At 58.9% G+C, this 12,790-nt stretch carries 11 protein-coding genes; all 11 read right to left on the bottom strand.

Features of this window, described 5'->3' with window-relative positions:
• Nucleotides 1–34 precede the first annotated feature (34 nt).
• The 11 genes from RMR16_RS07125 to RMR16_RS07175 all read right to left on the bottom strand — a co-directional run bounded on the left by RMR16_RS07125 (nucleotide 35) and on the right by RMR16_RS07175 (nucleotide 12,734).
• Complete coding sequence (locus RMR16_RS07125) at nucleotides 35–1,594, bottom strand: LysM peptidoglycan-binding domain-containing M23 family metallopeptidase (protein ID WP_320201540.1); 1,560 nt, start codon at nucleotides 1,592–1,594, stop codon at nucleotides 35–37.
• Nucleotides 1,595–1,935: 341 nt separating this feature from the next.
• Nucleotides 1,936–2,589, bottom strand: a complete 654-nt coding sequence (locus RMR16_RS07130; RefSeq protein WP_320201541.1) for a protein-L-isoaspartate(D-aspartate) O-methyltransferase — start codon at nucleotides 2,587–2,589, stop codon at nucleotides 1,936–1,938.
• On the bottom strand, nucleotides 2,586–3,362 hold the full coding sequence (gene surE / locus RMR16_RS07135) for a 5'/3'-nucleotidase SurE (RefSeq protein WP_320201542.1): 777 nt from the start codon (nucleotides 3,360–3,362) through the stop codon (nucleotides 2,586–2,588). Before surE ends, RMR16_RS07130 begins: the two co-directional genes overlap by 4 nt.
• 146 nt (nucleotides 3,363–3,508) lie before the next feature.
• Nucleotides 3,509–4,792 carry a serine--tRNA ligase gene (gene serS, locus RMR16_RS07140; RefSeq protein ID WP_320201543.1) on the bottom strand — a complete coding sequence of 428 codons (1,284 nt, stop codon included), beginning with the start codon at nucleotides 4,790–4,792 and terminating at the stop codon, nucleotides 3,509–3,511.
• Between the two features lie 104 nt (nucleotides 4,793–4,896).
• Nucleotides 4,897–5,709, bottom strand: coding sequence for a twin-arginine translocase subunit TatC (tatC, locus tag RMR16_RS07145; RefSeq protein WP_320201544.1), 813 nt, complete (start codon nucleotides 5,707–5,709; stop codon nucleotides 4,897–4,899).
• Nucleotides 5,706–6,500 carry a Sec-independent protein translocase protein TatB gene (gene tatB / locus RMR16_RS07150; RefSeq protein WP_320201545.1) on the bottom strand — a complete coding sequence of 265 codons (795 nt, stop codon included), beginning with the start codon at nucleotides 6,498–6,500 and terminating at the stop codon, nucleotides 5,706–5,708. Before tatB ends, tatC begins: the two co-directional genes overlap by 4 nt.
• 62 nt (nucleotides 6,501–6,562) lie before the next feature.
• Nucleotides 6,563–6,787, bottom strand: a complete 225-nt coding sequence (locus RMR16_RS07155) for a twin-arginine translocase TatA/TatE family subunit (RefSeq protein WP_320201546.1) — start codon at nucleotides 6,785–6,787, stop codon at nucleotides 6,563–6,565.
• 156 nt (nucleotides 6,788–6,943) lie between these two features.
• Entirely contained in the window at nucleotides 6,944–7,663 is a 720-nt protein-coding gene (scpB, locus tag RMR16_RS07160) for an SMC-Scp complex subunit ScpB (RefSeq protein WP_413786039.1), read from the bottom strand.
• Nucleotides 7,653–8,486 carry a segregation and condensation protein A gene (locus RMR16_RS07165; protein WP_320201548.1) on the bottom strand — a complete coding sequence of 278 codons (834 nt, stop codon included), beginning with the start codon at nucleotides 8,484–8,486 and terminating at the stop codon, nucleotides 7,653–7,655. The genes scpB and RMR16_RS07165 overlap by 11 nt, the downstream gene beginning before the upstream one ends.
• A 51-nt stretch (nucleotides 8,487–8,537) precedes the next feature.
• Nucleotides 8,538–9,554, bottom strand: coding sequence for a beta-N-acetylhexosaminidase (gene nagZ / locus RMR16_RS07170; protein WP_320201549.1), 1,017 nt, complete (start codon nucleotides 9,552–9,554; stop codon nucleotides 8,538–8,540).
• Between the two features lie 249 nt (nucleotides 9,555–9,803).
• Nucleotides 9,804–12,734, bottom strand: a complete 2,931-nt coding sequence (locus RMR16_RS07175; RefSeq protein WP_320201550.1) for an SPOR domain-containing protein — start codon at nucleotides 12,732–12,734, stop codon at nucleotides 9,804–9,806.
• Between the last annotated feature and the right edge of the window lie 56 nt (nucleotides 12,735–12,790).

The raw sequence follows: 12,790 nt of genomic DNA on the forward strand, positions 1-12,790 counted from the left end.
AACCCGGCTTTTCCGACCCTTGAAACGCTATACCCTATTCAAGGAAAGAGGATGGGTTCACCGGTGTCGCATCCTTGCGGACTTCGAAGTGAACCTGTGGACGCTTGGCGCTGCCCGTCATGCCCGATGTCGCAACGGTCTGGCCGCGCTGCACCTTCTGGCCGCGCTGCACATCAAGGCTTGCGGCATTGCCGTACACTGTGACGCGGCCATCGTCGTGACGGATCAGAACCGTGTTGCCGAGCTGCTTCAAACCGTTGCCGGAGTAGATGACCACACCGTTTTCAGCAGCCTTGATCGGCGTGCCTTCTGGAACGGAGATGTTGATACCATCGTTACGGCTGCCATCGACGTTTTCACCGAAACCGGAGATCACGGCACCACGAACCGGCCAGCGATATTTGCCGATGCCTGTGGATTCTGGTGCAAGCGATGCCATGTCAGACTTCTTCTCGACATCGCTGACGCTGGCTTCTGCTGCCGGTGCCTTTGGCACTTCTGCCTTGGCAATGGCCGGAGCTTCAACATGCTTTGGTGCGGCTGGCTGGGCGGCGGCCTGCGGCTGAACGGAGGCGGTCTTGATGCCATCTGTTCCAGCACCTGGAATTTTCAGCGTCTGGCCGATGCGGATATTGCCGTCGGTGATGCCGTTGGCAGCCTTCAACTCGGCAACCGAAACGCCGTTTGCACGGGCAACTTTCGCGATGCTGTCACCGGCCTGAACCTTGTAACCACCAGCTGGCGGAAGCGGCTTGCCACCGGGAGGTGTCAACTTGCCGCCTTCTGCCGCAACCTTGTCACGGGCGGCGTTCTGCGATGGCAGAACGGCAAGGTTCTGTTCCTGTCCGCGTGTCGGCGCCGGACCGTTATTGTTCTTGCTCAGGTCGATATTGCCGGACACGGCACGGGCCGCATTACGGGACTGACCGAACTTGGGAATGAGAATGTTCTGACCGGGTGCAGCGGCAGACGCGGTGGACAGACCATTGGCCTGAAGCAGCGCCTTTTCCGGTACGCCGTAACGTCTGGACAGCGTTGCGATGGTTTCGCCAGACTTCAGCGTCACAGACGACGCGCCATCCGTGTGCCAGCCATTGCCATCAGCCTTGATGGAGCCGGTGGAAAGGTTGTCTCCACCACTGGTGTTGGCCGGACGTGCAGCCGCCATGGACGGCGCCTGATTGGACGAGGCAGACGGGAACGGCTGTGACATCGCTTCGCGACGGGTCGCAGGTTCGCGGCTGGATGCAGGAGACGGAGCCGAAAGCTCGGCACGCTGAACAGGCGCAGATGAAGACGCCGCACGCGCTGAGGACGGCTGCACCGAACCGTAACCGCCGTTGGATGCCGGGTACTGCTGGTTGTTCGCACCGTTCTGGTTGGAATAGCCACCCTGTGGCGCGGCAGCCGCATATCCACCACTGTTCACATCGCCCTGCGGCACGGGTGCCTGACCATATGCGCCACCAGCGGTCCGGTTTGGAATGGATGCTGTCGTCATCTGATCCGGCCCACTTGAAAACAGGCCGCCGAAGCGCGTGGCATCAGAGCTACATCCCGTTGCGACGCTTGCCAGCAAAACTGCTGCGAACATCTTTGCGATTGATTTTCCGATTTTAGGCGAATTACTCATACGCAACACTCGATCTACACTGACGCCAACCCCGCATCGGACTCGATACGGCTGAAACAACACTTTGCAGGGCCCCTCTCCCGAAACGGGAAAACCATGCTTCGATGGAGATGATTAAAGCGTGTTAGTGTTACCACGCCGTTAAAACGTTAAGGTCTTCAGATATTTTTTGACACTTCGATAACCATGACACGCGGCCAAAAGGCCCGTTTCGCAGGGAAAATTTGAAGAAAGATTTTTCTAATCAATAACTTGGGAAAAATATGCATTTGTTCCCTATGCAGGAACGGAATGTCATTTTGTTACAGATAACGCGCAACGTGCGTTTCTATCGGCAAATAGGGCGTTTCAAACAGCTCTTCCCGCTCAAAGCGGCTGCCGGTCTTGGAAAAACGGGTCATGATGCAGCGCCCGTCTTCCAGAATGATCGGAGCAATCATCATGCCGCCGGAAACGATCTGCTCGGTAAAGAAACGCGGCACGGCGTTAAAAGCGACGGTGGAAACAATCCGGTCGAAGGTTCCCTCACCCACCAGACCGTTCGATCCGTCGGCCTGGCGAATCACCACATTGCGAATGCCGAGATCGTCCATGCGGTTCTGCGCAAGCTGAACCAGCGTCTTGTAACGTTCAATGGACACCACACGCTCGGCGCGACGTCCCAGCACCGCCGTCATGAAACCACTGCCGGTGCCGATTTCCAGCACGCGCTGGCCGGGCTTGACCTGAAGCCGGTAAACCGTCTTCACCGCCATATCGGCGCTTTCCATGAAGGCACCGCAATCAATGGGAATGGTGCGGCTGGAATAGGCGTCCGCCGTAAACTGCGCGGGCACGAATTGCGAGCGTGGTGTCTGCTCCACCGCCGTCAGCAGGTCGATATCGGAAATGCCTTCAGCCCTCAGCCTCAGCACAAGGGCGGCAAATCCCTCTTTCTCGACCATTGCGGATTTCAATCTTTCACTCCCAATCCCAGCGCCTCGGCAACACGATCTTTCACCGTGTAATCCGTCAGGTCAAGCTTGAGTGGCGTAACTGAAATCTGGCCGTTCTTGACGGCATGGATATCCGTGCCTTCGGCGAAATTGCCAAGCCGCTCGCCAAACCGCAGCCAGTAATAAGGAAGGCCACGGCCATCCTGGCGCTGCTCCACGGTCATGCCGAAGTCCAGCTTGCCCTGTCCGGTTACGCTTACACCCTGCACGTCGTCAGGCGCGCAATTGGGGAAGTTGAGATTGAGGAATGTGCCTTCAGGCAGGTCGACATTGAGCAGCTTGCGAATGAGTTCAGGCGCATGTGTCTCCGCCACCTCCCACGGCACAACGCGCTCCGCGTGGCCGGTGTGCGCATAGGCTTGGCTGATCGCAAACGACCGCACACCCTGCAAGGTGCCTTCGATGGCACCCGCAATCGTGCCGGAATAGGTCACGTCATCGGCCATGTTGGCACCGGAGTTGACGCCGGATAGAACGAGGTCCGGCTTGCCCGGCAGCACTTCGCGAATACCCATGATGACGCAATCGGTCGGTGTGCCGCGCAGCGCGTAATGCTTGTCGGAAATCTTGCGAAGACGCAGCGGCTCGGACAAAGTCAGCGAATGCGCAAGGCCGCTCTGATCCGTTTCCGGCGCCACGATCCACACATCGTCGGACAGCGTGCGAGCGATACGCTCCAGCACCGCCAAGCCTTCGGCATGAATACCATCATCATTCGTCAGCAATATCCGCATGGCTGTCTCCTCCCCGCTCTCGTTTCTTTCATACTCGGAGCAACTCCCAGTCGACGCGCGTCTGCGCGGCGGGAGACCTCTTTTCAGCCCAAGGACTTGGGCTGGCTGGATTCCGGCTCAAGGCCGGAATGACGGACAGCGAGGGTTCACGCTGCCTTTTCGATGCGCGTCAGACCGCCCATGTAAGGAAGCAGAACGTCCGGAATTGTGACCGAACCATCGTCGTTCAGATAATTTTCCAGAACCGCGATGAGGCAGCGACCGACCGCCGTGCCGGAGCCGTTCAGCGTGTGAACGAACTTCGTGGCCTTCTCGCCCTTGCCGCGATAGCGCGCATCCATGCGCCGTCCCTGAAAATCACCGCAGACAGACACCGACGAAATTTCGCGGTAGGTATCCTGACCCGGCAACCACACTTCGAGGTCATAGGTCTTGCGTGCGCTAAAGCCCATATCACCGGTGCACAGCGTCATGGTGCGGAAATGCAGACCAAGGCGCTTCAACACCTCTTCCGCACACGCCGTCATGCGCTCATGTTCCTCAAGGGCGCTTTCCGCATCCGTAATCGACACCAGTTCGCACTTCCAGAACTGGTGCTGGCGCAACATACCGCGTGTATCGCGACCGGCAGAACCGGCTTCCGAGCGGAAGGATGGCGTCAGCGCCGTAAAGCGCAGCGGCAGCTTTTCGCCGTCCAGAATTTCCCCGGCAACGAGGTTCGTCAGCGTCACTTCGGCAGTCGGAATCAGCCAGCGGCCATCGGTCGTTCTGAACAGGTCTTCGGCAAATTTCGGAAGCTGGCCGGTGCCATACATCGCCTCGTCGCGCACCATCAGCGGCGACGATACTTCGGTATAGCCATGTTCGCTGGTGTGCAGGTCGATCATGAACTGACCCAGCGCCCGCTCAAGACGGGCAATCTGGCTGGTCAGCACGGTAAAGCGCGAACCGGACAGCTTGGCCGCACGGTCGAAATCCATGTAGCCGAGCGCTTCACCGATTTCGAAATGTTCTTTCGCCGCATGGTTCCAGCCGGGCTTTTGACCGACAACGCGGGCAACCACATTGTCGTGCTCATCCTTGCCGACAGGCACATCGTCAAACGGCAAATTGGGAATGCGCGACAGGGCATCGTTCAGTTCTGCACTGACCTGACGATCTTCTTCTTCCAGACGCGGCATGTTTTCCTTGATATCGGCAACTTCCGCCTTCAGCTTTTCGGCAAGCTCGGCATTCTTCTGCGCCATCGCCGCGCCGATTTCCTTGGAGGCAGCATTGCGGCGCGATTGCATGTCTTGCAGCGACTGGATCACGGAACGGCGCTTTTCATCAAGCGCAATCAGGCTTGCGGACTGAGGCTCGGCGTTGCGGCGTGCAAGGCCCGCGTCGAAAGCTTCAGGGTTTTCGCGTATCCATTTAATGTCGTGCATCGTACTGGTTCCAGACGGTTATTTTGCATCTTGCGGCTTGCTTCAAAAAACAAAACGCCGGGGCAAGCGACCCGGCGTCTGGAGAAAGGAGCTGGCGGAAACCGTCAGGTCTCGGTGGAGTCTTCCAGCTCCCGACCTTTGATTTCTTCAGCGCGCTTTTTTTCCACGAGTCGAGCCAAATGTATGGAAACCTCGTAGAGAAGGATCGCGGGCAACGCAAGACCGATCTGGGACATCGGGTCCGGCGGCGTCAGCACGGCGGCAACCACAAAGGCTGCGACAATGGCGAATTTACGCTTTTCTTTCAGCCACTGGCTGGTCAGCAAACCAACCCGTGCCAGAAGCGTGGTGATAACAGGCAACTGGAAAACCAGACCGAAGGACAGCACCAGCGTCATGATGAGGCTGAGATATTCCGACACCTTCGGCATCAGAGAAATCGCCACCTCGCCATCTTCCGGCAATTGCTGCATGGCAAGGAAGAACCACATTACCATCGGCGTAAAGAAGAAATAGACCAGCGCGCCGCCAAGAAGAAACAGCAGCGGTGATGCAATGAGGAACGGCAGGAAGGCCGCACGCTCATTCTTGTAAAGGCCGGGCGCGACGAACTTGTAGAGCTGCGAGGCAATCACCGGGAAGGAAATCACCAGCGCGCCGAACATCGCGACCTTGATCTGCGTGAAGAAGAATTCCTGCGGCGCAGTATAGATCAAGGACGACTTTGCAACATCCAGACCAGCCCAGATTACAGCCCATTTGTAAGGAATGACCAGCAGGTTGAACAGGTGTTTGGCAATGGCAAAACAACCCAGAAAAGCAACGAAGAACGCGCCGATCGACCAGATCAGCCGTGTGCGCAATTCCATGAGGTGCTCAATAAGCGGCTGAGGCTTATCATCGGTATCGCCACTCATGCTTCACCCTTCTTGGCCTTGGCCGTCTTTACTGTTTTTGCAGGCGTTGCCACTGCCGTCTTTGTCGTATCGGGCTTTTTCACCATAGCCTTGGCCTTTTCGACCACGGGCTTTCCAGCCACGACAGTAGCTTTGGCCGCTTTGACCTTTGCCGTTTTTGCGGCAACATCGGTCAATGTCGCGGGCTCAACGCTCTGCGGCGCGACAGGTTTGGCGCTGGCGGATTTCGCAGCTTCCGTCTTGGCGGAAATCGTTTTGGCCGCCCGCTTCGGTTTTGCAGCAACCGTCTCGGCTTCGACTTCCTGAACGGATTTGTCTGCCGCTGGCTTGCGAGTGCGCTTGGGCTTTTCAGAAACCGCAGCAGCCGCCACGACTGGCGCAGGTGCCGTTGCGACCACAGGCGGGCCATCCGGCAGCTTCATCTCAGGCTCGGACAGGCTGACGGCGGGCGCGCCAACCGGCGCACTAGTGGCTGGAGACGCAGGCGGCGTTGTTGCACTTTGAAGATCGGAACGGATCTCGTTGCCAAGCTGGCGAAGCGGGTTCATCGCATCGCGCAACGAATTGGTCGGGTTGAGATTACGAACATCGGCAATCGTCTGGCGCACATCGTCCATGTCAGCCTCTTTCAAGGCTTCATCGAACTGCGAACGAAAATCCCCTGCCATTTTGCGCAAGCCGGCCATCGTCTTCCCGAAGGCGCGGATCATTGGCGGCAAGTCTTTGGGACCGACAACCACGATCAAAACGACCGCAATCACCAGCAACTCGCTCCAGCCGATATCAAACATCACAAAGCTCCTGCCACGCGCAACGAAGCGGCACGGTTTTCAAATCCGCGCCGCAAGATCGATTACTTGATCTCGTCAGCCTTATGGTCGACCGTCTTGGAATTGACAGTCGTGTTCGCGTCTGCTGCTGGCGGCGGCGTGGTGCCGTCTTCGTCAGCAATGCCCTTCTTGAAGCTCTTGATGCCCTTTGCAACATCGCCCATCAGTTCTGGAATTTTACCGCGACCGAAAAGAACGAGCACGATCGCCAGAACGATCAACCAATGCCACACACTAAAAGAACCCATAACGCAAACTCCCTGAATTTTGCTTTGCACCGATGTAAGCCGTTTGCTGTGCTTTTTCAAACACCAAAATGGCTATTCAACAAACGAAACGGAGCATGAACGTGCTGAAAACAGCGAATAATAGCAAATCTTTGTGATACCCGCTCCGATTTGCGGTCACGCATCCGGTTCGTCGCCTCTTGGCGCCAAAAGCCCTAGCTCTTCCAGATCAAGTTGTGTGATCGGATCCTCGTCTTCCGTAAGCTCATCGCTCATGGACGGAATGGGAATGCCGAAGTTGGATGGGATGCGGCCAGACAACAGCCCTGCCCCCTTCAACTCATCCAGACCCGGCAAGTCACGCAGCTCTTCCAGCCCAAAATGGTCAAGGAATTCAACGGTCGTACCCATGGTCACAGGCCGACCCGGCGTGCGGCGGCGCCCGCGAAACCGCACCCAGCCTGCCTCCATCAGCACATCCAGCGTCCCGCGAGATGTCTGCACACCACGAATGTCTTCGATTTCCGCACGCGTGACAGGCTGGTGGTAAGCGATGATCGCCAGCACTTCCAGCGCTGCTCTCGAGAGCTTCTTCGGCTCCTTCTCATCGGTGCGAATGACGAAGGACAGATCACCCGCCGTTCTGAACGCCCAATGTCCGCCGACTTGAACGAGGTTCACGCCGCGGTCGTTATACGCCAGTTTCAGCGTCCACATCAGCGCCGCAACATCCACGCCTTTGGGCAGGCGCTCCGCGATGAAGTTTTCGGCAACCGGCTGTGCGGAGGCAAACACCAGCGCTTCGGCAATCCGCTCGGCGTCTTTCAACAGCCGTTCGGAAACGACGGTTTCGGTCAACGATACAACCTCGTCATCCGCGTCCAGTTCACTCGACATCATTCGTCCTTTCGCTCGAACGCGAAGCCTTGCGCATGAAAAGCGGCTGGAAAGCACCATCCTGGCGGATTTCCAGCGATCCTTCCCGCACCAGTTCCAGCGAGGCGGCAAAGGCGCTCGCCATGGCCGTCGCGCGCATGGCGGGGTCCGCCACATATTGCATGAGATAGCGATCCAGCGCCGTCCAGTCGCCGATATCACCCAGCATCGACGTCAACAGCTCACGTGCATCGACCAGCGACCAGACCTGCCGCCGCTCGATCGTCACCTGCGTAATGGCCTGCCGCTGGCGCAGTGTGGCATAGGCACTCAGCAGATCATAAAGGCTCGCCTCAAAGGACGAGCGGCTTTTGTGCGGAATATGTTCCGGCGCACCCCGGGCGAAGATATCGCGGCCCAGATGATGCCGGTTGACGAGCCGTTCCGCCGCATCCCGCATCGCCTCCAGCCGCTTCAACCGGAAGGCCAGCGTCGCGGCCATTTCCTCGCCGCTTGGGCCTTCATCCTTGCTTTGTTGCGGAATGAGCAGCTTGGACTTGAGGAAAGCCAGCCACGCCGCCATCACCAGATAGTCGGCGGCAAGCTCGATACGCACCTGCCGGGCCTGGTCGACGAAGTGCAGATATTGCTCGGCCAGCGCCAGCACGGAAATGCGGGAAAGATCGACCTTTTGCGTGCGGGCAAGATGCAGCAACAGATCGAGCGGACCTTCAAAGCCCGCCACGTCAATCATGAATGCCGCTTCACCGGTGGCGCGCTCTGGTTTTATATCTTCCCAGAGCTTTTCCATCGGCGCGCTGCCGCGCGATTTGTCTGCCGCCATCTATTCATCCACCGGGCATTAAGAGCTTAAATCGCCCTGCCCGGCTGCATGTCAGGCAACCGTCAGCATGGCGTTGAATTCGTCTCTGAGTGCCGCTTCATCCGCACCATCAGCCGCAGTAAAACCGGCCTCCACGGCACGGACACGTTCCAGAGCCTTGCCGGAAAGCACGGGAACCTCCTTCACGACCTCCAGCATTTCACTCATCACGCCATTGCAATGCAAGACTATATCGCAGCCGCCCGCAACAATATTGGCAGCGCGTTCGCCAAGCGTCCCCTTCAAGGCGTTCATGGAGCTGTCATCCGAGATCAGCAGCCCATCAAAACCAATGGTCCCACGGATGATCTCATCGATCACCTTGCGCGATGTCGTGGCCGGACGTTCGGCATCGATGGCGGTAAACACCAGATGCGCACTCATCGCCATCAGCTCTTTGTTGAGGGCTTTGAACGGCACGAAATCATGCGCATCGAGGTCTGCCAGCGGAACATCCACCACCGGCAATTCATGGTGGGAATCCACCATGCCGCGTCCGTGGCCGGGCATATGTTTCATCACGGGCAACATGCCACCCGCTTTCAAACCATCCGCTGCCGCCTGCCCCATGTCAGCCACCAGCAACGGATCAAAACCATAGGCGCGGTTGCCGATAACATTGCTGGCCCCTTCTACCGGCACGTCCAGCACCGGCAGGCAGTCCACGTTGATACCGAATGTCATCAGGTCGAACGCATGAAGCCGCGACATCAGCCACGCGGCGCGCAGGCCCTGCGCCTTGTCCCGCAGATAGATTTCGCCCAGCGCCTGCGCATTGGGATAGGCTTGCAACAGAGGCGCACGAATGCGCTGCACACGCCCGCCTTCCTGATCAATCATGACAGGCGCATCAGGCCGTCCCACGGCCTCACGCATGGACGCCACAAGGTCAGTAATCTGGAGCGCATCGCCAATGTTGCGACCAAACAGAATAAAGCCCCAAGGCTGTTCGGCCTTGTAGAGCGCGATTTCTTCAGGCGTGAGGGTCAGGCCGCTACAGCCAAGGATCATAGCTTTTATGTCAGTCATGGATCGATCCTGCATGGAAAAGGAATGAGGAGAACAGTCGGACGCACCCCAATACTCCGTCATCCCGGACTTGATCCGGGATCCAGTTCGATCAAGTCGTTGATCGAAGGAGACTCTCTCGCGCCGCAGACGCGACGCTGCTGGATTCCGGCTCAAGGCCGGAATGACGGAAAACTTGGTGAGACGTTTTTGACAAACCAAAGCCGGAACGGGAAACCCGCACCGGCTTTGATATCTTGGTTATTCCAATCAACGAGCAATCAGGCAGCTACCACCGGCAGAGCGGAACTTTTCGCAAAGCACAGCGGCTTCGTTCTTGTCGCCAGCCGGGATGCGAACGCGGTAGAACGTGCCCTTGCCGGCAATTTCCGCCGCCTTGATGTCCACGCCGCGTCCACCGATCACCGAGCCGAACTTGGCAGACAGGCTCTGGTAGGACTTCTGCGCTTCAGCCTGGCTTGGCAGCGACGCGATCTGCACGAAATAACCACCTGTGGAAGAGGCATTGGTCGCAGCCGTCGGGGCAGCAGCCGTTTCCTGCGCTGGCTGGGAAGCTGGTGCCGGGCGCACGTTGCCCTGGTTGGTGACAGTCGCCGTGACGTTGGCAGGCTGGGCCGCAGGGCGCGAGGCTGGCATGGGTGCTGCCGTCTGCGCTGGCTTGGCAGCGGCCACCGCTGGTGCCGGTGTGGGCAGCTGGGGCTGGGCCTGCGTTGGCTGCGTCGGAGCAACCGGCACACGCGACGCGGCAATCACAGCCGGTGCGGTTTCGGCTGGCTGGCGCGTTTGCGGTGCGGCAAGCTCCTCGACCTTGTCAGCCTTCGGTGCCTGCGTGGCAGGGGCCGGAACCTCCTGCGCCACCAATGTGCCGTCAGGCTTGACGATCATCGTGCGAACCTTGCGCGGCGACACGTTGACCGGCGAACCGCCATTGGCTTCGGTCTTCTGCGCCTGCTCGTCCGGCGAGAGAAGACGTGGATCTTCCGTCTCGCCCACAGGCGTCGAAGACGCGGCTTCCATATCTTCGTTTTCGCCTTCCAGCGGCAGTTGCTCAGGGATGAGCGTGCGCTGAACGACGTCGACAGGCTGCTCGTTGGTCGAAATCAGCGAAGGCTGCTTCGGATCGGCCGGCACACCACCGGCAACGCGGTCATAAACCGCCTTGTCCTGATTTGGCACCACGCGGCCGCCCGGATTATCGGGCACAACCTTCGTCGGCTCACTATCGGCAGAGATGATGACCGGCGCACCGTTTGATCCAGCCCCGGAAGAGCCGCCAAACATCAGCGCGTAAGCGCCACCACCGACAAGCACCAGACCGAGAACAGCGGCCACCGGCACGACCCAGCGACGGCCACCGCCACGCTCGTCATCGCTGTAGCGAACCTGCTGCGAAATATTCGTCGGTGCGATTCTCTCGCCAGACGCACGCGTCTCGGCGGCTTCCTGCATACTGCGACGGAAATCCTGCTCCAGAGCGCGCTCGAACTCATCCACCTCATCCTTCGTCGGCTCAGGCTGACGGGCGGCGGGTGCATTTTTGTGACGATCAAGGCCACCGGACACGGCAGGCGCAAACAGCGATGCCAGTTCGGTATCGATATCCAGATCTTCTTCGTGACGGCGCGGCGCTGGCTTTGGCTCAAAAACGCCAACCGGCAGTTCCGGCACTTCCATCTCGGTAATGGTTTCAGGCTGGTCTTCCGTTTCGCCAATCTGCGACGGGTCGAACGGCAGGCTTTCCAGCGTCGCTGGCGGAGCCACAATCACGGGTGCAGCAGGGCGCGGTGCTTCCTGACGAACGACAGGTGGCGCAACAACCGGCTGCTGCGGACGCGCCGTGACCGGTGCTGGTGCAACGGCAACAGGTGCTACCACCGGCTTCGGCGGAACAGGTGCCGGAGCAATCGGTGCTAGAGCAACCGGTGCAGGCGCAGATGCCACATCGATATTGGCGATTTCCGACAGGTCGATATCGAAGTCGATATCGTCGAGAGCAAGCTCGAAATCATCGTCCTGGAACCCGGCGAAGTCGCCAAGGTCCGGTTCAGACTTCGTTGCCTTAGGCTCGAAGGCAGGCTCGGCACGAGCAGCCACAGGGGCCGCAACAACTGGCGGCGCAACGGCGATGACTGGCTCCATCCGCGCAACGGGTGTCGCAGCCTTCACATCCTTGTTGCTGATCTCATATTTCGCAACGTCATAAATCAGCTCGTCCATCGCGGACAGCGTCTGTCCGACAGGAGCGGCAGGCTCAACATGGTTTGCAGGTGCTTCCATGTAAGGCGCAGCGATGACGGGAGCCTGAACGGCAACCGCTGCCTCAACAGGCGCTGGCGCTACCGGTGTCGGGCGCGGCGCACCGAAATTTGCCAGCGGCAGACGCAGGCTGGAATAATCCAGCGAAGAACGGCGGGCGATGGGCGCTGACGACTGAACAGGCGCGACAGGCTCTTCCGCCACAGACATTTCCAGTTCACTGGCAAGATCGATTGCCACTTCGCCGGAGGTTTCTGCCATGTGCTCGAAATTCGGCTCATAGGCTGCGACGGGAGCGTAGTCCTGCGGCGCAGGTGCGTCGTTCACCGCATAGGATGCAACCGGCTCAGGTTCATACTGGTGAACAGGCTCCGGCGCGTAAGCGACTGGCTCGGCGTAAACAGGCTCTGGTGCTGGCTGATAGACCGGCTCCTGTGGCTGCTGCACACCCTGGCGGTGGGCAACGTCGAACAGCGCGGCAACGGACTCAGGGTCGTCGCTGAACTCGTCACGCAGGTGTGAGGAAGCAAAACTTTCCGAAGCGTGTTCGGCAACCAGATATTCTTCGGTGGCGACGGGCGCATATTGCTCCACCGGGGCAATCTCCGGCTCGCGGCGTGCAAACACCGATTCGACCCTCTGCATGAATTCGCCCGCCGGAACGGGAGAACGCACATCGTTTGCCGGATCAAGAGCAACCGGCTCGTAGCGCGGCGCATCATAGATCGCAAACTCGCGAAGCAACTCGTCTTCGAGATTAAATTCAGGCTCCCGGCGCTCCACCGATTGCTGCGCAGCCGGCGGGGCAACGTGGGCGGGACGATCCTCTTGCCCAACAAGACGCGCCAATTGCGCCAAAGGATCGTTGTCAGCGAATTCTTCGGACCGGTTGTCCCGGTTATACGCGACATTTTTTTCGACCATTACGTGTTCCACCATCTACGCATCACAGCTCTTGCCAGCGTATTGTGAGCAAATAA

It is taken from the genome of Agrobacterium sp. rho-13.3 (genome assembly GCF_033957765.2).
In the GTDB taxonomy this organism is placed as follows: domain Bacteria; phylum Pseudomonadota; class Alphaproteobacteria; order Rhizobiales; family Rhizobiaceae; genus Agrobacterium.

Excerpts from the sequence above, each read along its gene's own strand:
- RMR16_RS07125 (WP_320201540.1), bottom strand. The coding sequence starts at position 1,594 with ATGTTCGCAGCAGTTTTGCTGGCAAGCGTCGCAACGGGATGTAGCTCT.
- surE (WP_320201542.1), bottom strand. The coding sequence starts at position 3,362 with ATGCGGATATTGCTGACGAATGATGATGGTATTCATGCCGAAGGCTTG.
- serS (WP_320201543.1), bottom strand. The coding sequence starts at position 4,792 with ATGCACGACATTAAATGGATACGCGAAAACCCTGAAGCTTTCGACGCG.
- tatC (WP_320201544.1), bottom strand. The coding sequence starts at position 5,709 with ATGAGTGGCGATACCGATGATAAGCCTCAGCCGCTTATTGAGCACCTC.
- tatB (WP_320201545.1), bottom strand. The coding sequence starts at position 6,500 with ATGTTTGATATCGGCTGGAGCGAGTTGCTGGTGATTGCGGTCGTTTTG.
- RMR16_RS07155 (WP_320201546.1), bottom strand. The coding sequence starts at position 6,787 with ATGGGTTCTTTTAGTGTGTGGCATTGGTTGATCGTTCTGGCGATCGTG.
- scpB (WP_413786039.1), bottom strand. The coding sequence starts at position 7,663 with ATGTCGAGTGAACTGGACGCGGATGACGAGGTTGTATCGTTGACCGAA.
- RMR16_RS07165 (WP_320201548.1), bottom strand. The coding sequence starts at position 8,486 with ATGGCGGCAGACAAATCGCGCGGCAGCGCGCCGATGGAAAAGCTCTGG.
- nagZ (WP_320201549.1), bottom strand. The coding sequence starts at position 9,554 with ATGACTGACATAAAAGCTATGATCCTTGGCTGTAGCGGCCTGACCCTC.
- RMR16_RS07175 (WP_320201550.1), bottom strand. The coding sequence starts at position 12,734 with ATGGTCGAAAAAAATGTCGCGTATAACCGGGACAACCGGTCCGAAGAA.